Genomic DNA, 19651 nt, shown 5'->3' with positions numbered 1-19651 from the left:
CCTAAATCGGGCGGACTGATGCCGGGACGTCCGCGAAGTCGGCGCTGCGGGCGGTCTCGGCCCACCGCTCGACCTCCTCCAGGCCGCGCCGGTACGTACCCGAGATCCGCTCGACGGCCTCGCGCCCGAGCGGCAGCCGCAGCGGCACCTCGTCACTGTGCGCGAGGGAGACGATGATCTCGGCCGCCCGCACCGGGTCGCCTTCCTGGCGGCCGTCGGCCCCGGCCATGTCCGCGCGTACGGCGGCCAGCAGCTCCCGGTAGGTCTCGGACGCCTCCACGAACTCCAGCACATCACCCGCGTTGAAGTCGGTCCGGAACCGGCTCGGCTCGACGATCATCACCCGGATCCCGAACGGCGCGACCTCCCCGGCCAGCGCCTCGGACCAGCCTTCGAGCGCGAACTTCGACGCGGAGTACGCCGCCACCCCCGGGAACGACATCCGCCCGCCCTGGCTGCTCATCTGCACGATCGTCCCGGTGCCCCGCGCGCGCATCGCGGGCAGCGCCGCGCGCACGAGCGCGGCGGGGCCGAACAGGTGCAGATCCATCAGCTCACGCAGCTGCGCGTCGCCGACCTCCTCGACCGCTCCGACCACGGCGCGGCCCGCGTTGTTCACGAGCACGTCGAGCTGTCCGAAACGAACAAGGGTGGCACGCACGAGCTCGCCGGCCGCAGTGGCGTCCCGGGCGTCGAACTCCGCGATCAGGCAGTTGTCCGGGTGCTTCGCCGCCAGGTCGGCCACGCTCTCGGGCCGGCGTACCGCCGCCACCACGCGGTCGCCCGCCATGAGCGCCGCCTCCGCCAGCGCGCGTCCGAAACCGCGGGACGCGCCGGTGATGATCCAGGTCTGTGTCGTCATGGCGGCGACGCTATGGCTTCGAGCGCGCTCGAACGCAACTACTTGGGACCGGTCGACCGAAAAGCCCTAATGAGCTCGTCCACCTGCCGGAACCCAGCGCGGGAGCCTCCGGGCGATCAGCGCCATGTAGCGCGTGCCCGTCTCTAAGCCCTCAAGCATTGGACCCGCTCTCCGCAACACGTCGCTCCGTGACGTCGATGTAGTCGCGGAGGTACTGGCGGGAGCGGGCGAGCATGTCGATGTGCTCGTCCAGGCCGTGCAGGCGGGCTCGCAGCGTGTCCAGAAGCTCTGGGCAGGGCTCGAGGTCCGGGGCCGCGCCGGTGGCGCAGGGCAGCAGGTACGCGATCTCCTGGGTCGACAGCCCGGCTTCGAGCAGCCTGCGGATCTGGGTCACGGTCAGCACGGCGTCGTCGCCGTACTCGCGGTAGCCGTTGCTGCCACGCTCTGGCTCGAGCAGGCCCTGAGCCTCGTAGTAACGCAGCTGATGCGTGTGAACTCCGGTCTGCCGGCTCAACTCCCCGATCAGCACGCTCGTTCCCCCCTTGACCTTCATATCGGTATGAACGTTGAGGATTCTGCCATGAGTAACAACGCCAACCACACTCCCGTGACAGTCATCGGCCTGGGGCTGATGGGCCAGGCACTGGCCGGAGCGTTCCTGCGCGGGGGACATCCCACGACCGTATGGAACCGTACGGCGGCAAAGGCCGACCAGTTGGTGGCCCAGGGCGCGAAGCTCGCCGACTCGGTCGGCGACGCCGTCGCCGCCAGCCCGCTCGTGGTCGTCTGCGTCACGGACTACGACGCCGTGCACGGGCTCCTCGACCCGCTCGGCGCGGTTCTCGACGGCCGCGTCCTGGTGAACCTTGGGTCGGGTACGTCGCAGGGCGCCCGTGAGACGGCCGAGTGGGCGGCGCGGCAGGGCGGCGCCTACCTCGACGGCGCGATCATGGCCGTCCCCGCCGAGATCGGGGCGGATGCCGTCATCACCTACAGCGGGCCGCGGTCGGCCTTCGAGCTGTACGAGCCCGTCCTGAGGAGCCTCGGTTCGGGGACGACGTACCTCGGCGACGACCACACCCTGTCGGCGCTGCACGAGATGGCCGTGCTGAGCCTGATGTGGAACGTCCTGAACGGCTTCCTGCAGGGCGCCGCCCTGCTCGGCTCGGCGGGGGTGCGAGCAGAAGCGTACGCCCCGCTCGCGAGCAAGGGGATCGAGATCGTGAACGGCTGGCTGGCGGCCTACGCGGAGCAGGTCGACAGCGGCACGTACCCGGCCCTGGATTCCACCATCGACACCCACCTGGCCGCGATGGACCACCTCATCCACGAAAGCGAGGCCCTCGGTGTCAACGCCGAGCTCCCGAGGTTCATCAAGGCCCTGACCGACCGCGCCGTGGCCGACGGGCGCGGCGGCGACGGGTACGCGGCGATGGTCGAGCAGTTCCGCAAGCCCGCATGACCGCCGCACCGTTCGACCCGCGCGCGCTGCTCGCGGAGAGCCGGCTGGGCGTCCTCGCGACGCTCAAGTCGGACGGCCGCCCCCAGCTCTCCCCCGTCATGCCCTTCTACGACCGGGAGGCCGAGGTCATCTACGTCTCGATGACCGAGGGGCGGGCCAAGACGGCGAACCTGCGCCGGGACCCGCGGGCCGCACTGGAGGTCACCAGCCCTGACGGCTGGTCGTGGGCCACCGCCGAGGGCACGGTGACGCTCACGGGGCCGGGCGCCGACCCCCACGGTCCCGAGGTCGAGGCGCTGGTGGACTACTACCGCCGGGCCGCGGGGGAGCATCCGGACTGGGACGAGTACCGGTCGGTGATGGTGTACGACCGCAGGGTGCTCATGACGATGAGGGTCGAGCACGTGTACGGCGAAAGGGTCCGCTGACCTTGGCCCTCGGGTGCGGCCTCCTCGCCCGACGGGCTGGGGGGAGCACTGGTGAGTGATCAGGCGTGCCGTCCCGGTCCCCCGGCGGCGATCGTCGGGTAGGCGAACGGGGCGGAGGCGTGGCGGCGCAGTGCCGCGGCGGCGAGGACCGCGATGACGGTCAGGTCGAGGGTCATTCTGGCCAGGTCGAGGTCGAGCCAGAGGGCGACCTGGGGAAGCGGCACGGGTCCGGTGCCGGTCCAGCTCAGGACGGTGGGGGCGAAGTACAGGTAGGTGGTGATGCGCTGGAGGTAGTAGACGCCGGCGGCGATCAGCAGCAGCCGGCGCTGCCGTCCGGTGTGCCAGGCCAAGGTGAGCGCGGCCGGGATGAGCAGCCATTCGAGCAGCGGGTTGACGGCCATGTACAGGCCGGTGGCGCCGGCGGCGGCGTCTGAGCGCATGAGGTGCAGGTAGGCGTCCGGAGTGGGGTACATGACGTGCTGGACGAGGCCGGCGCCGAGGGTCAGCGCGGTGACGAACGCGGCGGCGAGCGTCACGCTGTCGGTGAGCCTCGGGGATCGGTCGCGCAGGCGCAGCAGCGGGCCGGTCAGCAGGGCGGCCAGGGCGGTCCACACGAGCCCGCCGGCCGCTCCGGCCGCGACGTAGACGGGGGAGGAGGCGGCCAGGCCGCCGAGCCCGCCCAGGGTTGCCGCCAGCGGAGCGATGACCAGCAGGGGCTTGAGCTTGCGGAGATTTGTGGTGCCCATCGGAATCCTCTCGATAGTCATGTATCTTGGTGTTCAAGACACTTTTATCTTGATAGTCGAGAGGCTCGAATGTCAAACGAAAGTTGGGACGCGCTGCGCCGGACCGTCGCCGAGGAGATGGAGGCGATGCAATCGGCCGTGGACGCCTACGACGAGGCGGCCGCCAAGCTGCTCGGCGTCAACCGGACCGACCTGCGCTGCCTGGAGCTGCTCAATCAGCATGAGGACCTGACCCACAGCCGGCTCGTGACCGCGCTCGGACTGACCACCGGCAGCGTGACCGCGCTGGTCGACCGGCTGGAGCGCCTCGGCTACCTGGCCCGCCGCCCCGACCCCACCGACCGCCGCAAGACGCTCATCCAGCTCACCGACATCGCCCGGCAGAAGACCTGGGAGTTGTACGGGCCGTTCGTCACCGAAGGCGAGACCCTGATGCGCGACTACAGCGCCGCCGACCTGGAGCTGCTGGCCGGTTTCCTGCGCCGCTCCCGGGAGTTGTACGAACGGCAACTGGGGCGGGCTGACGGCAGAATGAGCCGGTGACCAGTCCCATCGAGGCGCCCGCGCTCGTCCTCGTCCCGTTGCGCCCGGAGCACGCCGACGAGATGGCCGTCGTGCTGTCGGACCCGGACCTGCACACGTTCACCGGCGGCGCCCCGCTCACCACGCCGGAGCTGCGCGCCCGCTACGAGCGGCTGGTCGCCGGGCCGCCCGGCTGGCGCAACTGGGTGATCTGGTCGCGGGAGGAAGAGCGGCTGGTCGGATATGTGCAGGCCACGATCGACGGCCGGACCGCCGAGATCGCCTGGGTGATCGGCACGCCCTGGCAGGGCCGCGGCCTGGCCACCGCGTCCGCCCGGGCCCTGGTCGACCGGCTCATAGGCGAGGGGATCGACACGATCGTCGCGCACATCCACCCCGACCACGCGGCCTCGGCCGCCGTCGCCAGGTCGGCCGGCCTGCGTCCCACCGACCGGTGGTACGAGGGGGAGGTCCGCTGGGAACGTACCGTCTGATCCGTAAAGATCCCCTACCCTTGGGGGAACTTGATCTCAGGGTCTGACGTCGGGGTGTTGAATCGTGGTCACGCACGAAGAGATGGTCGAGGCTTTCGGTGACGAGGGCCTGCTGCTGATGGACGTCGAGCAGTGCCGGGAGAAGGGGCTGTCGGAGGAGGACGTCCGGATCCTGTCCGAGGTCGGGCTGCCGGTGCGCGCGGACCAGGCGTTCACCACCTTCATCGCCGACGAGCCGCGGGTGGGCTCCCTCGTCGTGTTCCGGACGCCGGGCGGGGACCTCAACGTCCTCACGCTCGGCGGCACGTCGGGAGACTCGGGCATGCGCTACTTTCTCGACATCCGCAGCGGCGTCGTCGGCCTGCTCTCGATGGACGAGACCCCGCAGGCGGAGAAGGTCAACAGCTCTCTCGCGAACTTCGTCGAGTTCCTCTACCGGCTCAGGCTGCGCCAGCAGGCGTTGAACGGCGAGTCCCAGGAGGCCGGCAAAGAGTACACGGAGAAGCTGTGGCTCTCCCTCAAGGAGCTGGACCCGGTCGCCTTCGACGACGCCGAAGCCTGGTGGTCGATGGTGATGGACACCCTGATGAGCCGGAACCTCATCTCCGAGACCCGCGCGTTCCTCGAACAGCGTCGCGCCGAGGTCGCCGACACGCTGTCCAAGCTGATCGAGTTCGAGGAGGCCGTCCCGCCGCGCGGCACGCAGCGCGAGGGGTTCGACCGGGCGCTCAGCCGGCTGGAGCACGAGGGCTGGCAGATCGTCGATGCCCAACGCTTCGCGTCCGACACTGAGACCAGCGGCCTGCTGAGCCCGTGCGCCGACCACTTCACCCCGGACGGCGCGCTGGCCGACGACGTGCCGCTCGCGTGGCGGGGCGGGCTGCCCTCCAACATCCAGGCGGCGTTCGCCCGCGAGGGTCTCGTGGTCTCCGTTCCCGGGCAGGCGGGTCAGGAGGACGACTACGACGCGCTGCTGGAGATGGACGCCGACGAACTGGCCAAGCACAGCGACGCCCTGATGGACTCGCTCATCGCCTCGGTCCACGGTCTGAACAAGCCGGAGGAAGGGGTCGTGACCTGCCTGGCCGCCGACCGGTCGTCCGACCTGTGCCGGATCTCGGCGGCCTTCGACCGGCTGGCCGCGCACGGCTACCTCGCCGAGCCCGACCTCTGGCCTACCGCGTCCGGCGCCTGGCAGCAGGTCCACGAGGCGGCCGCCGCCGCCGGGCAGCCGCCCAGGGCCGTCTTCTGGACGACCCAGTCGCACACGACGAGCTTCGACACGTACGGCGATCTGGTGGACGAGCTCGTCCTGCAGTGGGCCGGCGATCGGGAGCTGATCGCGCAGGCGCTGGCCGGCACCGGGCTCGAGGTGGAGGTTCCCGAGCACGAGAGCACCGCGTTCCTCCTGCGCCCGGCCTCGAAGGGGCGTTTCGAAGATTCTTGATGTGAGCCGTCGCGCGCCGCGGGCTCTGTAGCGTGCTGGCGGTGAAGATCCAGAAGATGGGAACGCGGCCGTGGCTCGCCGCCGGCGCGGCGATGATCACGGTGCTCGCGGGGGCGGCCGGCCCGGCTCGGGCGGGGGAGAACTACGGGCAGTACTCCCGGTTCGCCGAGCGCAGCGCCGGACAGTACTGGGCCGACGGGCAGGCGGCCGGGCAGTGGACCTGGAAGCCCCTGTCGTCCACGACCTCGGAGGTCAGCTGGGGCGATCCGAAGAAGTGGCCGCCGGACTCCGCGGAGAAGTTCGTACGTGACGGCGACTGGCTGACGCTGGACGGGTGGCGGGGCAACGGCACGTATTACACCGTCAGGGTGACCAAGGAGCAGATCGGCGACGCCAAGTGCGGCAACCTGCGGACGTTCGCCACGTCTGGCCCGCAGCACTACGTGAAGTGGGACATTCCCTCGCAGGCGTACTGCCTCAAGGCGTGGGGGACCATCACCGAGAAGTCGTCGGGGAAGGTCATCGACTTCGGCCACACCCAGATCTGGTCGCCGCCCGCGCCCTGCTCCAACCAGTACCTGAGCGGGAAGACCTGCATCAAGCAGTGGGAGTCCTGGTGGGACAACAAGGGTGAACCGGGCAAGCCGATCACCAGGAAGCTGGACCGCGACCAGTACATCGCCCGCGGCCTTGGCATGGCGTTCAAGATCCAGCAGTATTTCCCGAAGGGCTGGAAGTCGGAGGCGCGCTCCTACTGGACTTGGTGATCCGTGATCGTTTGGCTGAACGGGACGTTCGGCGCGGGCAAGACGAGCACTGCGAGGGAACTCGTCCCGCTCGTTCCCGGTGCTCGTTACTTCGATCCCGAGCAGGTCGGCTTCATGCTGCAGACCGTCCTGATCGAGGAGTACTGGCAGGAGATCAGCGCCGGTCTGCGGGACGCCGGCATTCCCGTGCACCTCTTCGTGCTCCACACCGACCAGGAGACTCTGACCCGCCGGATCGAGGCGGCCGACGACGTGCCGGCCAGGAAATGGCGGCTGGAGCACCTGCCGGCGTACGCGGGCGCCTTCCCCTGGCTCAGCCGCGAGGGCCAGGTCGTCGACACGACCCTGCAGCCGCCCGCCGAGGTGGCCAGGAGCATCGCGGACCGGCTCGGCTGAGGGCGTTCATCCACAGGTGTGTGCCCAGGCCGGTGGACAACCGGGCGGAGGTGGTCACGGGCTGTGGTATGGCGACGCCAAGCCCTGATTCTCCAGCGTTCCGGCCCTGCCGGGGCGCCAGGAGGGGGTGCTTCCGCTGCCCCTGGTGAGGGCCGGTACGGGCATGGTTATCCACAGGATGAGCCGGTTATGCACAGTCGGCGGCCCTCGCGTATGAACAGCAGGCCGAAGGCGGGCAGGGCCGCCAGAGCGCTCATCAGGACGACGGCCCCCGCCAGGTTGCCCGCCACCAGCAGCGGCGTGACCGCGGCGGCTCCGATGGGCGGAGTGGCCTGCATCATCGTGCGGAAGACGCTGAAGACCCGGCCGCGCTGGGACGGCGGGATGCGCTCCATGCGCAGCGACTGCGCCCAGACGGTCATGGGGGCGCTGAACATGCCGATGACCAGGAAACCCGCGGCCACCGGGATCCAGTCGGGCGACCCCAGCGCCGCCAGAAACCCTGCCGCCGCCACCAGCTCCACCACGGCGATCGCGACCAGCCGGTCCATCTTCGGGCGCCAGGCCCCGGCCGCGAATCCGCCCAGGAGCTCACCGGCCGACAGGGCGGCCATGAGGAGAGAGAGGGCGGCGCCGTCGCCCGGGAGCTGCTCCTTGGCCAGCCATGGCGCGACCACCATGGTCATCGCGCCTTCGGCGATGTTGAAGGCCATGAAGGCGAGCGTGGTGCCGACGAGGACCCTGTCGCGGAAGACCGGCACGGGTGCGGCCTGGGCTGCCGCCGGCTTCGCGTGCGGGCGCAGGGGGCGGCGGATCAGGGCCACGGCCACGGCGAAGCAGGCGTAGGTGACGGCGTCCAGGGCCAGGATGTTCGCCGGGCCCAGGGTGCTCAGGAGCGGGGCGGCCAGGGTGAAGCCGATGATGCCGGACAGGGAGTAGCTCACGGATTCGAGCGCGTTGGCGGCGTCGCGTTCTTCCGGGGCGACCAGATCGGGGATGGCGGCCGGGACCGCCGCCATGGGGACCATTTTCAGCAGGCCGTAGAGGGCGGCGACGAGGAACGGGAGCCAGTTCGGCACGGTCGCGACCGCCGCCGCGAGGGGGATCGATCCGACGGCGGCGCCGCGCAGCACGCTGTCGGCGATCAGCGCCGCCCGCTTGTCGAACCGGTCGAGCAACGGCCCCGCGACCAGGCCGCCGACCACGACGGGGGCGGTGTAACAGACGGCCAGGAAACCCAGCTTCGCCGTTCCGCCTGGCTGGGCCAGGACGAGCCAGGACAGCGCTATGAACGTCATGCTGTCGCCCATCACGGAGACGGACGCGCCCAGCCAGAGGCTGCGGAAGTCACGCCTGCTCTTAAGGAGGGACAAATAGGTCGACACGAACGATTCCTCAGGGGGTGTGGGTGTATGGCGCGCTCAGGTGTTGCATCGCGTACGAGCGCCAGGGCCGCCAGCGGTGCGCGTCCTCGGCCGTCAGCCCGAGGCGGTGCAGTCCCCGCTGCACGGCCGAGTCAGAGGGGAGGAAGACGTCGGGGTCGCCGAAGGCTCGCATGCGGATCCGTGCCACGGCCTCCGCGTCGATGCCAGGCAGGGTCAGGAGCTCGCGTTCGACCTGGTCGCGATCGGCTTCGGGGCCGAGATGGAGGGTCCCGGCGATCAGCGCGCGGGCCAGGGCGGCCACTGGGGCGGGCGCGTCGGAGCTCGCCAGTACCTCCATCCGGGGGAAGGCGCGAGCACCGCCCCCGAGCCGGGTGCCGTAGGTGCGGACCAGGTGGGCGAGCCGGGATCGGCCGGTGGGGGTCTCCTCGTTCAGGATCGCGCGGATCGCCATCTCGGCCGCGTCCACATGGCCGGGCACGCGCCTGCCGGGAGTCCGCGCCACCACGGCGGCGAGGAGCGGGTCGCGGGTCAGGTGGTCGGCGATGTCGCGGGGGTCGGCGTCCAGGTCCAGGACCTGGCGGCAGCGCCGTACCGCTGCCGCCAGATCCTTCAGCTCCTCCAGGTGGAGCTCACAGGAGACGTACGTGCCCGCGGGGCGCAGCGTGACGAGGCCGAGGCCGTGCGGGAGGGTCAGCGAGCGGCGGTAGTAGTGGGCGGTGGCCTCTTCCAGGCCCGGGATCGCGCGGTTGGCGAGGTAGGAGAACAGGGCGGGCAGGTCCAGGGGCGGGCGGTAGGTGAGGCGTAGCCGTACCGCGCCGGGTGGGCGGCGGACGGAGGGAGTGCCCCGCAGGGCACCGGGTGTCGTGCCGTAGACCTTGCGAACGGTGTCGTTGAACTGGCGGATCGAGGAGAAGCCGGCGGCGAACGCTATCTCGCCCGCGGGCAGGTCCGTGGTCTCCAGGAGCGTTCTGGCGGTGGCCGCGCGCTGGGCCCGGGCCAGGGCCTGCGGGCCCGCGCCCAGGTCGGCGGTGAGCTGGCGGTGCAGCTGGCGTTCGCTGTAGCCGAGCCGGGACGCCAGTCCGGCGACTCCTTCGCGGTCCACGAGGCCGTCGGCGATGAGCCGCATGGCGCGGCCCACCACGTCCGCCCGGACGTTCCACTCGGGGGAGCCGGGGACGGTGTCCGGGCGGCAGCGCTTGCAGGCGCGGAAGCCCGCCTCCAGGGCGGCCGCGGAGGAGGGGTAGAAACGGACGTTCTCGCGTTTGGGGAGGGTGGCCGGACAGCTCGGACGGCAGAAGATGCCGGTGGTCACGACGGCCACGAAGAACCGGCCGTCGAACCGGCCGTCGCGGCTTCTGAGCACGGAATACGCGTCTTCGTCGGTGAGCACGCGGACCACTCTTCCGGCTCCCAGGCCGCGCCCACTAGTGGAAATCGGACATCAAGTCGCGGCTGCGGAGGCGGATCAGGGCCGTGGTGGTGAGCAGCGCTGTCAGCGCGAGGATCACCGTCGCCGGCGCCGCGGTGAACGGCTCGCCCGACACCGTGTTGGGCTCCCACGAGCCAGGCGGCCGGTACGTGTTCGAGTGGCGCCGCCAGGACCCGGCCCACCGCCTGGTCCCCCATGACCAGCGAATAGATCAGCCCCGTGACGAACCCGCCGAGGGCCAGCAGCGCCAGGGTGCCGAGCGCGGCCACGGCCAGGTGCGCCGCCGCCCAGCGCAGCCGGCTGACCGCGGTGGACAGCAGGGCCTCGGCGTGCCCGGAGCGTGGCGAGCACCGGGTAGAGCGCGACCGTGTACGCCGGCAGGAGCACGATGATCCACAGGTACGCGTCCACCGGGTCTCCCGAAGGACCCCCGTACCGCTGCAGGAAGGCGTCGAGGACCCGGCCGGGCTGCTCCGCGAGGCGGGGCGCGACGCCGCTGAGGCCGCAGAGAGCCCGCCGCGTCAGCTCCGGGTTTCAGTCGGTGGCCTGGTTGAGCACCTTGGCAAGGCCGGCGATGGCGGTCCTGGCCGACTCGATGCGCCTGGTCTGAGCCTCGTCGGTCCAGCCGAGCCGCAGGCCCTCCGCGGCCAGCTCGTCGAACGCGGTGAACGCGGCGAGCTTCTGCCGGATGACCTTGGACCAGGCGTCGTCCTCGATCTGGTAGTAGACGTTCCGCTCCCCTGGCTTGCGGAACCTGCGGATGAGTTTGATGGACGTCAGGAGGTGCATGTTCGTCGTGAGTGACGCGCGGCTGGCGCCGATGGCGTCGGCGATGTCGCTCGCGGTCTGCGCCGGCGGGTCGCACGCCATGAGCCAGCCCAGGACGCGGCCGGTGATCGGGGCGAGTCCCCACTCCGCGGAGACGAACGCGGCCACCCGCTCGACCCACTCGAGCACCTGCTCGCGGTCGGGGCCGTCCTGCGTACTCATGCGGTCATCCTAACGTTCAGCTTTCTAGCCAGTAATTTCAGGCTAGACTGAACCAGCAGTTCACCGTCCGGGGGACATCCGCCTGAGCTGCTGCGCCCGCGCGCCCGCGTCGCCCGGCAGGTCCCGCTCGGCGAGCCCGCCCGCGATCCGCTCGCGGAACTCGACCGGCCGGTGGTCGTCGTACTTGAACTTGGCCCGCACGTCCACCACCTCCAGCCGCAGCCCCCGGATCGCCGAGAGCATCTTCCGGTACGGCCCCGCGTCCGCGGCCACCTCGCCGTGGCCGCCGTCGGGCTCGTGGTGGGCCAGCTGGCGGCGCAGGATCTCGGCCTTGCTCTCCTTGTCGTCCACGATCCGGGCCCGGCAGACGAGCTGAACCGAGGCGTAATAGCTGGTCGGTACGCCGGTCTCCGGGGTGTCGGAGCGCCAGCCCGACGGGATGTAGGCGTAGTCGTCGTGCACGGTCACCACCACGGCCGGGTTGGCCTCCAGCGCGGCCCAGATCGGGTTCGGCCTGGCCAGGTGGAGCACGACCTCGCTGCCGCCGTCGAACAGGAAATGTGTCGGCACCACGACCGGCGGGCCGCCGTCCACGCCGTTCGCGGCGAGCTGCCCGAAGTCGTGCGTACGCAGCCAGGTCCGCCATTCGCCGCCGTCGTGGGCCGCGTCCCAAGGATGAATAAGCACCCGTACCTCTTTGTATTAGTACATAATGGATTTTGTGTCAGAAAAGTACCTGATTGTGGGTGGGACTGCCAGCGAGATTGCGGCCGGGGTCGAGGCCGCCGTGTCGGAGGGGCGGCTGTCACCAGGCGCGATGCTGCCGCCGGTGCGCGAGCTGGCTTCCCGGGCCGGGGTCAGTCCCAACACGGCGGCGGCCGCGTACCGGCTGCTGCGCGAGCGCGGCGTCATCGAGACCGCCGGGCGGCGCGGCACCCGGGTCAGGCCGCGCCCGGCCAGCACGTTCCGGGAGGAGATCCGCATCGAGGTGCCTCCTGGCGCGCGCGACCTGTCCAAGGGCAACCCCGACCCGGCCCTGCTGCCGCCCCTGGGGGACGCGCTCGCCGCCGCGGCCCGGGCGCACGAGGAACGGCCCGCCATGTACGGGACGGGCGACGACGAGGAGCTGATCGCCCTGGCCGGCGAGCGCCTGCGCGCGGACGGCGTACCGGTGGGCCCGCTGGCGATCACCTCGGGCACCCTCGACGCGGTCGAACGGGTGCTGGCCGCTCAGCTGCGCCCCGGCGACGCGGTGGCCTTGGAGGACCCGAGCTGGACGGCCCTGCTCGACCTGGTCGGCGTCATGGGGCTGCGTCCCGTGCCGATGCGGGTGGACGACGAAGGCCCCCTGCCCGACGAACTCGCCCGGGCCCTGCGGTCCGGGGTCCGAGCCGTCGTGGTCACGGCCCGCGCCCAGAACCCGATCGGCGCCGCCGTCTCCTCCGAACGGGCCGGGGCCCTGCGCGAGGTGCTGGGGGCGTACCCGGGGGTGCTGCTCGTCGAGGACGACCACGGGTCCGGCTTCGTGGACCTTCCCCTGCACCCGCTGGCGGGGGTCACGCAGCGCTGGGTCCTCACGCGTTCGACGGCCAAGGCGTACGGACCCGATCTACGCGTCGCCCTGACCACCGGCGACCCGGTCACTCTGGGTCGGCTGCGCGGCCGCCAGCGCCTGGCCGCGGGCTGGGTCAGTCACCTGCTGCAACGCGCCGTCGCCTACCTCTGGCGTACGGACGCGGTGGACACGGCGGCGGTGGCGGCCTCGTACGCGCGGCGCAGGGACGGCCTGGTGACGGCGCTGGCCGAGCGCGGCATCCCGGCGCACGGGCGCACCGGGCTCAACGTGTGGATCCCCGTTCCGGACGAGGCCACCGCGATCACCCGCCTGCTCGCGCGCGGCTGGGCCGTCGCGCCCGGCGCCCGCAACCGCATCGCCACGCCGCCCGCGATCCGCCTCACCGTCTCGACCCTGGCAGTCGACGAGGTGGACCGGCTCGCGGACGATGTCACCGCCGCCCTGCGCCCGGCTTCAAGCGGCCGGTACGGCTAGGCTCAGGACGGATACCGGGCTTCCGCGAGGTCCTCGGCGAGATCCTTCAGCGTGAGGTCGGCGTTCAACGCGGTGACGACCGCCTGCGTCAGCGGGCGGAGGGCATGGACGTGCCGTATCGCGTCGAGGTCCAGGGAAATTTCGTAATAGTCCTCGGCGAACCGCCGGAACCCCTCCGGCGACGGGTCCATGAGCAGCGCGAACAGATAGCCCGACCCGTCAGGGTCGCGCACGCCGTCCGGATAGTCGATCTCGCCCACCCGCCAGGCGTCGTCGCCGGCCTCCCGCCACAGACAGGCGGTCACGACGGGCATGCCGTCCTCGTCACGGAACGCGGGCTCCTCCACGCACCGGCGGAAGACATCGGGAACCGAGTCGAGCACGCCCGGCCACGGCCCGTCGTTCCCGTAGGGACTCATCGCCGCCTCGTGGTCGAAACCTCGCAGGTACGCGCCGCCCGCCACGAAGACGATGGAGTATTCGTCTCCGGAGCCGTTCCGCATGGACGCCATCTCCTCCCCTGGGGCCCAACCGGCGTCGAAGGAGTGGCGGCGGCCGGCCCAGTCGGGGCTCAGGATGGCCTCCAGCACAGCCACGGACCGGCAGAAGTCACGGAGCACGGGGACCTCGGGGAGAAGTCGGGCGACGTCATGAGCAGTCATGCGCCTCATCCAACCGGGGTGCCGGCCGATCATCGTACGCGGGGCCCGTGAACGAGGGTCCTACTCTGTATACCAAAATCTATAATTTCGGGTGTACATAAAATAGGCTCTTTATTGGCTTAAGCCGAAGTGGGCTGCGGTTTTGACATGTACTTGACGGCAGGTTGAAGAGCCGCAAAATTTCATGTCCGTAGAGATTGATGAAGAGAACTTTCAGGGATATCTTCATGATCGACCCGCCCTCCCCCACGGGCGGCGAGATGTCGAAATGCGCCCCCAAGGCGGCTCATCGACATCATTTGGAACCGGGTGCCCAACCGTATCCCCCCAATACGCACCTGTTCAGAGAGGTGAGCATGCCCACAATCGGCAGGCCGACCTGGCCGAAGGCCCTCAGACCCGCGATCACTGCCCTGTTGGTCACCGTCGCGGCAGCGCTGATTCCCCAGGCCGCCTCAGCGCAGGACGCCAGCGTCCTGGCTGTGTCTCACAAGAGCCCGTTCAACTGCGGTAAGACCTTCTACGCCAACAACTGGACCGGGACCCCCGCCCACAACCCGTCGGGTTCTATCGACTGGCAGGACTACGGGGGCGACGACATCAACGGCGAAACGGTGCGTGCCACCGCTGGGGGCACCGCGTACTTCTACGACGCGGGAAGCACCAGCTACGGCAAGTGGATAGAGGTCCGGCACAGTGACGGCACCCGGACCCGCTACGCCCACCTGGCGAGCATGGTGAGGTCGGCCGGCGGCTCGTTGACCGTCAGCCAGGGCACCGTGATCGGGACCGTCGGCTCGACGGGCGGCTCGAACGCGCCGCACCTGCACTACGAACAGCGGACCTCCACCGGCGCGATGGACACCAGCCCGACCGTGGACGGCGTGACCGTGTCCCTGGGCCAGAAGAAGGCCATCACGAGCACCAACGCCTGCGGCAGCAGCAACCCCTACACCCCTGAAGAGGTCTGCGGCAGCGGTTACTCGGTCATCGACTCGGCCGCTCTCACGGGTGGCCGCACGTACCTGCTCTACAACTCGGGCAACGGCTACAACTGCGTCGTGACGCTGAAGTCGACGAACCTCGGCTCGGCGTCGGCGGCGTCGGCCTTCCTGGAGCCGCAAGGAGAAAGCAGGACGACCGACTCGGGTAGCTACGACTACTACGCGGGTCCCGTCAGGCGCGACGCGGCCGGACAGTGCGTCAAGTGGGGCGGCTCGGTCGGCAGCAGCTCCTACACCAGTGGCTTCGAACACTGCGATTAGAAAGCACGACGTCAATGGCCACTCCCCGATCGCGGGGGGTGGCCATTGGCGTTGTTCACGGCATCGCATCGTTGTCCACCTGATCACGCTATCGGCTGACAGGACGTTCTGGCAGGTGAGCGGGCGGGTGGGGAGGTTCCGGCAAGACGACGCCCAACAGGTTCCAACTCCTGTCCAAGATGGCTACAAGTCGCCACGCCTATACCTGATGTCGATCAGCCGATGGCCCCGGCCCGCGCTGATCACTCAGTGGATTCAGGGGGGTTCGGCGTGGATCAGCACGTGTTGGGGGATGTCGCCAAAGCGGCCTTGGCGCGAGCCGGCCGGGCGGCGACCGGTGAGCAGGCGGCGAAGGAAGAGGACGCCTGGGAGGTCCGCACCCGCAAGCCGTGGACGTACGTGACTCCGGTGGGCGCGGAGAACAGGGCGCAGGGCTGGAAGCTGCACGTCTCGGCGACGCCGCTGTCCGCTCCGGTGGTGCTGGCGCGCGCGGTCGAGGTGCTGGCGCGGCACCGCTGCTCGTTCAAGTTCGCCGCGACGCTGGCCGAACTGTCCGGCCTGGTGGCCAGGGAGCAGGACCGCGGGTCGGTGGGCAAGTTCATCACCGTCTACCCGTCCGACGACCGGGCGGCGACCGCGATCGCCGAGGAGTTGCACGCGGCCACCCTGGGCCTGCCCGGGCCGCCCATCCTGTCCGATCGCGCGTACAAGCCGGGCAGCCTGGTCCACTACCGCTACGGGGTGTTCTCGGCGCCCTCCGTGCTGGACAACGACGGCTCCTACGCCTCGCAGCTGGCCGCCCCCGACGGCACCCTCGTGACCGACAAGCGCAACGCCTGGTACTCGCCGCCCCCGTGGGCGCCCTGCCCCTTCGAGTCGGGCAAGGCTCCGGTACGGGTGGCCGCGCCGCAGGCGGTGCTGCTGGCCGACCGGTTCGTGGTGCGCCAGGCCGTACGGCACAACGCCAAGGGCGGGGTCTTCCTGGCCGAGGACCGCGACACCGGCGGGAACATGATCGTCAAGCAGGCCCGGCCGCATGTGGGCGCCAGGCTGAACGGACGTGACGAGCGGGACGCGCTGCGCCACGAAGGGCGGATGCTCGACCTGTTCGGGCCGCTCGGCGTCACGGCGCGCAAGGTGACGCTGTTCGACAAGGACGACAACCTGTTCCTGGTCCAGGAGCGCATCGAGGGGACCGTGCTCACCGTCTGGGCCGGCGAGCGCGGCGCCGAAGGTCCGGACCCGCGCTGGCGCGAAACGGTGCTGGGCCTTGTGAGGCGCCTGGTCGACCTGGTGGCGACGGTCCACGGGCGCGGCTACATCGTGCGCGACCTGACCCCGAACAACATCATCGTCACCGAGGACGGCGACTGCCGGCTGATCGACCTGGAGACCGCGGCGATGCCCGGCACTCTGGTCGGACGCACCCACACTCCCGGCTACGCGCCGCCGGAGCAGGAGAATTCCCCCGCACTCGGGCCCTGCCCCGGCCTCGAAGTGGACCTGTACGCCCTGGGCGCGACGGTGTTCTACCTGGTGACCTCCTGCCAGCCGATGCTGGTCAAGGATCAGGACGAGCACGCCAGACCGTGGGACTCCCGGGTTCGCACGCTGGTCGACGTGGCCGTCGCCGGCGATCCCGTGGCCACCGAGCTGGCTCCCATGATCTTGGGGCTGATGGCGGAGGATCCCGCCCGGCGGTGGGAGCTGGCCAGGGTCCGTACGTTCCTGGACGGCCTGACCACCGGGCTGGAGGCGGGGGACGGTTACCGGCTGGCCACGGCCGACCAGGACCGGTTACTCCAGGACGGGCTGGCGTACACCCTGCGCACCTTGGACGGGGACGCCGCCGCACGGTTGTGGCCCAGCACCGGGTTCGGCGCCAACGCCGACCCCTGCGGCGTGCAGTACGGCGCGGCCGGCGTGCTCCAGCTGATGGCCTCCCTGGCGGGGACCTTCCCTCAGGAATCGCTCACGACCGCCCTGCGCGACGGCGCGAACTGGATGATCCAGCGCCTCGCGAGCGAGCGCCGCCCCTCACCGGGGCTGTACTTCGGCCGGGCCGGCATGGCCTGGGCCCTGTACGAGGCGGGCAAGGCGCTCGACGACCACGACATACGCACGGCGGGCCTGGACCTCGCCCTCGACCTGCCGGTCAGCTGGCCGAACCCGGACATCTGTCACGGCCTGGCCGGGACCGGGACGGCGCTGCTGCACCTGTGGAACGCCACCGGCGACACGAGGTTCCGCGACCGGGCGAGCGACTGCGCCGACGAGCTGCTCAAGGTCGCGCAGCGCACCCCCGACACGGTCCTGTGGCCCATCCCCAAGGATTTCGACTCCGCGCTGGCGGGCGTCGTCCACTACGGCTTCGCCCACGGCGTCGCCGGGATCGGCGCGTACCTGCTGGCCGCCGGCGTCGCGCTCGGGCGCGAGGACTGCCTGGAGACCGCCGTCGCCGCGGGCCGTACCCTGCTGGACGCGGTCGACTACCACGGTGAGGCGGCCTGGTGGGGGGAGGGCCCGCACGGTGGGGCGAAGATGCCCCACTGGTGCAACGGCTCCTCGGGGATCGGGACGTTCCTGGTTCGCCTGCACACGGTCACCGGCGACTGGGACGCGCTGGAGGTGGCCCGGGCGGCCGCCAGGGCGGTGCACGGCCACCGGCTGCGCTCCGGCACCGCGGCCTGCCACGGCCTGGCCGGGGACGGGCAGTTCCTGCTGGACCTGGCGGAGCTGGCCGACGATCCGATCTACCACGAGCAGGCCGAGGAACTGGCCGCCGTCCTGTGGACACGCGCCATCGTGCGCGACGGGCTGCTCGTGGTGCCCGACGAGAACGCCCTTGAGGTGACGTTCGGGTGGAACACCGGGCTGGCCGGCGTGCTCGCCTTCCTGCTGCGGCTGCGCCACGGCGGCCCCCGCCCGTGGATGGTCTCCACCGAGGTGATCGCGCGATGAGCACCGTCACCACCCTGCCCACGGAGCTCAGGCGGATCAGCTTCCGGTTCTCCGGCAACGGGCGCTACGCCACCTGCCTGGCCGCGTACGGCCGTGACCGGCTCATGCCGGAACTGTGGGACCTCACCGGTCCCGCGCCGCGGCCCCGCCTGTCACCCACCCGCGACGGCGAGACCTCCTGGACGCTCCCGCTCCCGACCGGAGACGGCGACGTGCTGCTGTGCCGCCACGGCAAGGGGTCGGCGCGGTTGCTGCTCGCCGTCCCCGGCCCGGACGGCACGCCGGCCGAGGAGTACGAACTGCTCACCCCGCGCAGCGGAGGGCTCAGGCTCGTCGCCGGTGTCGCGCCGGGCACCGCCGCCCTGCTGTTCGAGAGCGGCGAGGACGGGCGCACCACGGTGTGGCGCGTGTCAGGACGTGCCGAGGCTCCCGAGCAGGTCGCCAGGCTGGCCGGTGCGGTCGCCGGGGGAGTCTGGCTCGACGAGGACGGCCGGCGGCTCGCGCTGGCCCGCCCCGAGCCGGGCACCGGTGGCACGCTCGTCCTCGACCTCGCCACCGGCCTTCTGACGTCACTCGAAGGGCTGGCGAACGGCGAGCACCTGCTGATGGCCGCGCCGCGCACCGGTGTGCTGCTGACCGCGGCACAACGCGATGGAACGTTCCGACTCGGCGTCCGGCACCGCGACGACCCGGCTCCGACGGCGTTCCCCGAGCGGCTGAACCGCATCGAGGGCACCGTCGCACCGCTGACCCTGGACCCGGACGGACGGCACCTGGCCCTGTCGGTCGTCCGCCGCAGCCGCTCCGACCTGCTGCTGCACGACCTCGTGGCGGACACCGGCATCGAGGCCGAGCTGCCGGCCGGGACGTTGCAGCAGCTGGCGCGCTGGACCACTGGCGGGCTGCACCTGCTGCACAGCACGCCGGACCGTCCGCTCGGCGTGGTCACCCTGCCCGATCCGCTCCGGCCCCGGGCGCGGGCCGCCGCCGAGGAGCACCCGGGCGGCTGGGCCCCGGCTCGTACGGTGGACTACCGGGGCCCGGCCGGACCCGTCGAGGCCATCGTGTACGGCGACCCCGTGGCGAGCGAGCAGGTCGTGCTGGCCCTGCACGGTGGCCCGGAAGCCGCCTGGCCCTTCGGGTTCGATCCGCTGTTCCAGCGGATGGCCGCGGCGGGCATGGCCGTGGTCGCACCCAACCAGCGGGGGAGCACCGGCTACGGCGCCGCCCACCGCGACGCGATCCACGGCGTGTGGGGCGGTCCCGACCTCGCGGACATCCTCCAGCTGGGGCGCACGCTGGCCGACGCGCGTGGCCCCGGCCGGCAACGGCCCATGCTGTACGGCATCAGCTACGGCGCCTACCTGGCCCTGCTGGCCGCCGCCGCGGAGCCGGACCTGTGGACCCGGGCCGCGGTCATCGCGCCGTTCCTGTCCGGCCGGGAACTGTACCAGGACGGGGGACAGCGCGTACGCACGCTGCTCGATCGGCTCGGCGGCTGCGCGGAGCCGGACGACGAGCTCGGCCCGCGCGACCTGGGCCGGCTGGCGGATCGCATGCGCCTGCCCATAATGATCATCCACGGCCTGCAGGACTCGATCATCCCGGTCGCTCACTCCCGGCGCCTGCACCGCCGCCTCCTGGCCGCCGGTCACCCGGTGCCACCGGTCTACCTGGAGATCCCCGTGGCCGACCACGACCCGCTGGCCTCCGGCGACGGACATCTGGTCACCGGCCTGCTCATCGACTTCCTGAGCGGCAGGTCCGTCACCGCCTAGCGGACGC

Annotated in this window: 19 protein-coding genes; 11 read left to right on the top strand and 8 right to left on the bottom strand. The window is 71.1% G+C overall.

Features of this window, described 5'->3' with window-relative positions; all coding sequences use genetic code 11:
* Position 1: 1 nt before the first annotated feature.
* Positions 2–862, bottom strand: coding sequence for an SDR family NAD(P)-dependent oxidoreductase (locus ACIBI9_RS52490; protein ID WP_397234913.1), 861 nt, complete (start codon positions 860–862; stop codon positions 2–4).
* A gap of 151 nt (positions 863–1013) precedes the next feature.
* A complete protein-coding gene (locus ACIBI9_RS52485) occupies positions 1014–1415 on the bottom strand; it encodes a MerR family transcriptional regulator (RefSeq protein ID WP_397234912.1) in 402 nt (133 codons plus the stop codon).
* 27 nt (positions 1416–1442) lie between these two features.
* Between ACIBI9_RS52485 and ACIBI9_RS52480 the strand changes: the two genes are divergently transcribed.
* Together ACIBI9_RS52480 and ACIBI9_RS52475 are read left to right on the top strand one after the other, a co-directional pair.
* Positions 1443–2324, top strand: coding sequence for an NAD(P)-dependent oxidoreductase (locus tag ACIBI9_RS52480; RefSeq protein ID WP_397234910.1), 882 nt, complete (start codon positions 1443–1445; stop codon positions 2322–2324).
* The gene (locus ACIBI9_RS52475; protein WP_397234908.1) at positions 2321–2752 is read left to right on the top strand and encodes a PPOX class F420-dependent oxidoreductase; all 432 of its coding nucleotides are present in this window, start codon (positions 2321–2323) and stop codon (positions 2750–2752) included. The genes ACIBI9_RS52480 and ACIBI9_RS52475 overlap by 4 nt, the downstream gene beginning before the upstream one ends.
* A 59-nt stretch (positions 2753–2811) precedes the next feature.
* On the opposite strand, the gene ACIBI9_RS52470 is transcribed toward ACIBI9_RS52475, so the two are convergent.
* On the bottom strand, positions 2812–3498 hold the full coding sequence (locus ACIBI9_RS52470) for a hypothetical protein (RefSeq protein ID WP_397234906.1): 687 nt from the start codon (positions 3496–3498) through the stop codon (positions 2812–2814).
* Positions 3499–3567: 69 nt separating this feature from the next.
* Between ACIBI9_RS52470 and ACIBI9_RS52465 the strand changes: the two genes are divergently transcribed.
* The 5 genes from ACIBI9_RS52465 (at position 3568) to ACIBI9_RS52445 (ending at position 7124) form a co-directional block, all read left to right on the top strand.
* Positions 3568–4041 (top strand): MarR family winged helix-turn-helix transcriptional regulator, encoded by a 474-nt coding sequence (locus ACIBI9_RS52465; protein WP_397234904.1) that lies wholly within the window; start codon positions 3568–3570, stop codon positions 4039–4041.
* Positions 4038–4514 (top strand): GNAT family N-acetyltransferase, encoded by a 477-nt coding sequence (locus ACIBI9_RS52460; protein ID WP_397234902.1) that lies wholly within the window; start codon positions 4038–4040, stop codon positions 4512–4514. Before ACIBI9_RS52465 ends, ACIBI9_RS52460 begins: the two co-directional genes overlap by 4 nt.
* A 64-nt stretch (positions 4515–4578) precedes the next feature.
* Positions 4579–5961, top strand: a complete 1383-nt coding sequence (locus tag ACIBI9_RS52455; RefSeq protein WP_397234900.1) for an SUKH-4 family immunity protein — start codon at positions 4579–4581, stop codon at positions 5959–5961.
* 41 nt (positions 5962–6002) lie between these two features.
* Positions 6003–6728: a hypothetical protein gene (locus ACIBI9_RS52450; protein ID WP_397234898.1), complete on the top strand. Its 726-nt coding sequence runs from the start codon at positions 6003–6005 to the stop codon at positions 6726–6728.
* A 3-nt stretch (positions 6729–6731) separates the two neighbouring features.
* Positions 6732–7124 carry a hypothetical protein gene (locus tag ACIBI9_RS52445; RefSeq protein WP_397234897.1) on the top strand — a complete coding sequence of 131 codons (393 nt, stop codon included), beginning with the start codon at positions 6732–6734 and terminating at the stop codon, positions 7122–7124.
* Positions 7125–7291: 167 nt separating this feature from the next.
* Here ACIBI9_RS52445 and ACIBI9_RS52440 read toward each other — a convergent pair whose 3' ends face one another.
* The 4 genes from ACIBI9_RS52440 to ACIBI9_RS52425 all read right to left on the bottom strand — a co-directional run bounded on the left by ACIBI9_RS52440 (position 7292) and on the right by ACIBI9_RS52425 (position 11615).
* Positions 7292–8509 carry an MFS transporter gene (locus tag ACIBI9_RS52440; protein ID WP_397234895.1) on the bottom strand — a complete coding sequence of 406 codons (1218 nt, stop codon included), beginning with the start codon at positions 8507–8509 and terminating at the stop codon, positions 7292–7294.
* 10 nt (positions 8510–8519) lie between these two features.
* A complete protein-coding gene (locus ACIBI9_RS52435) occupies positions 8520–9899 on the bottom strand; it encodes an AlkA N-terminal domain-containing protein (RefSeq protein ID WP_397234893.1) in 1380 nt (459 codons plus the stop codon).
* Between the two features lie 573 nt (positions 9900–10472).
* A complete protein-coding gene (locus ACIBI9_RS52430; RefSeq protein ID WP_397234891.1) occupies positions 10473–10928 on the bottom strand; it encodes a GbsR/MarR family transcriptional regulator in 456 nt (151 codons plus the stop codon).
* Between the two features lie 60 nt (positions 10929–10988).
* The gene (locus tag ACIBI9_RS52425) at positions 10989–11615 is read right to left on the bottom strand and encodes an FMN-binding negative transcriptional regulator (RefSeq protein WP_397234889.1); all 627 of its coding nucleotides are present in this window, start codon (positions 11613–11615) and stop codon (positions 10989–10991) included.
* Between the two features lie 34 nt (positions 11616–11649).
* Between ACIBI9_RS52425 and ACIBI9_RS52420 the strand changes: the two genes are divergently transcribed.
* Positions 11650–12978 carry an aminotransferase class I/II-fold pyridoxal phosphate-dependent enzyme gene (locus tag ACIBI9_RS52420; RefSeq protein WP_397234887.1) on the top strand — a complete coding sequence of 443 codons (1329 nt, stop codon included), beginning with the start codon at positions 11650–11652 and terminating at the stop codon, positions 12976–12978.
* A gap of 2 nt (positions 12979–12980) precedes the next feature.
* Here ACIBI9_RS52420 and ACIBI9_RS52415 read toward each other — a convergent pair whose 3' ends face one another.
* The gene (locus ACIBI9_RS52415) at positions 12981–13640 is read right to left on the bottom strand and encodes a hypothetical protein (RefSeq protein WP_397234885.1); all 660 of its coding nucleotides are present in this window, start codon (positions 13638–13640) and stop codon (positions 12981–12983) included.
* A 482-nt stretch (positions 13641–14122) separates the two neighbouring features.
* On the opposite strand from ACIBI9_RS52415, the gene ACIBI9_RS52410 reads away from it, so the two are divergent.
* From ACIBI9_RS52410 to ACIBI9_RS52400, 3 genes are all read left to right on the top strand, one after another.
* The gene (locus tag ACIBI9_RS52410; RefSeq protein ID WP_397234883.1) at positions 14123–14905 is read left to right on the top strand and encodes a M23 family metallopeptidase; all 783 of its coding nucleotides are present in this window, start codon (positions 14123–14125) and stop codon (positions 14903–14905) included.
* A gap of 270 nt (positions 14906–15175) precedes the next feature.
* The gene (gene lanL / locus ACIBI9_RS52405) at positions 15176–17866 is read left to right on the top strand and encodes a class IV lanthionine synthetase LanL (protein ID WP_397234881.1); all 2691 of its coding nucleotides are present in this window, start codon (positions 15176–15178) and stop codon (positions 17864–17866) included.
* Positions 17863–19644 carry a prolyl oligopeptidase family serine peptidase gene (locus tag ACIBI9_RS52400; protein ID WP_397234879.1) on the top strand — a complete coding sequence of 594 codons (1782 nt, stop codon included), beginning with the start codon at positions 17863–17865 and terminating at the stop codon, positions 19642–19644. The genes lanL and ACIBI9_RS52400 overlap by 4 nt, the downstream gene beginning before the upstream one ends.
* Positions 19645–19651 lie beyond the last annotated feature (7 nt).

This window comes from Nonomuraea sp. NPDC050451 (genome assembly GCF_044458585.1).
This window is presented reverse-complemented; position numbering and strand designations above follow the sequence as displayed.

Excerpts from the sequence above, each read along its gene's own strand:
- ACIBI9_RS52490 (WP_397234913.1), bottom strand. The coding sequence starts at position 862 with ATGACGACACAGACCTGGATCATCACCGGCGCGTCCCGCGGTTTCGGA.
- ACIBI9_RS52485 (WP_397234912.1), bottom strand. The coding sequence starts at position 1,415 with ATGAAGGTCAAGGGGGGAACGAGCGTGCTGATCGGGGAGTTGAGCCGG.
- ACIBI9_RS52480 (WP_397234910.1), top strand. The coding sequence starts at position 1,443 with ATGAGTAACAACGCCAACCACACTCCCGTGACAGTCATCGGCCTGGGG.
- ACIBI9_RS52475 (WP_397234908.1), top strand. The coding sequence starts at position 2,321 with ATGACCGCCGCACCGTTCGACCCGCGCGCGCTGCTCGCGGAGAGCCGG.
- ACIBI9_RS52470 (WP_397234906.1), bottom strand. The coding sequence starts at position 3,498 with ATGGGCACCACAAATCTCCGCAAGCTCAAGCCCCTGCTGGTCATCGCT.
- ACIBI9_RS52465 (WP_397234904.1), top strand. The coding sequence starts at position 3,568 with ATGTCAAACGAAAGTTGGGACGCGCTGCGCCGGACCGTCGCCGAGGAG.
- ACIBI9_RS52430 (WP_397234891.1), bottom strand. The coding sequence starts at position 10,928 with ATGAGTACGCAGGACGGCCCCGACCGCGAGCAGGTGCTCGAGTGGGTC.
- ACIBI9_RS52415 (WP_397234885.1), bottom strand. The coding sequence starts at position 13,640 with ATGACTGCTCATGACGTCGCCCGACTTCTCCCCGAGGTCCCCGTGCTC.
- ACIBI9_RS52400 (WP_397234879.1), top strand. The coding sequence starts at position 17,863 with ATGAGCACCGTCACCACCCTGCCCACGGAGCTCAGGCGGATCAGCTTC.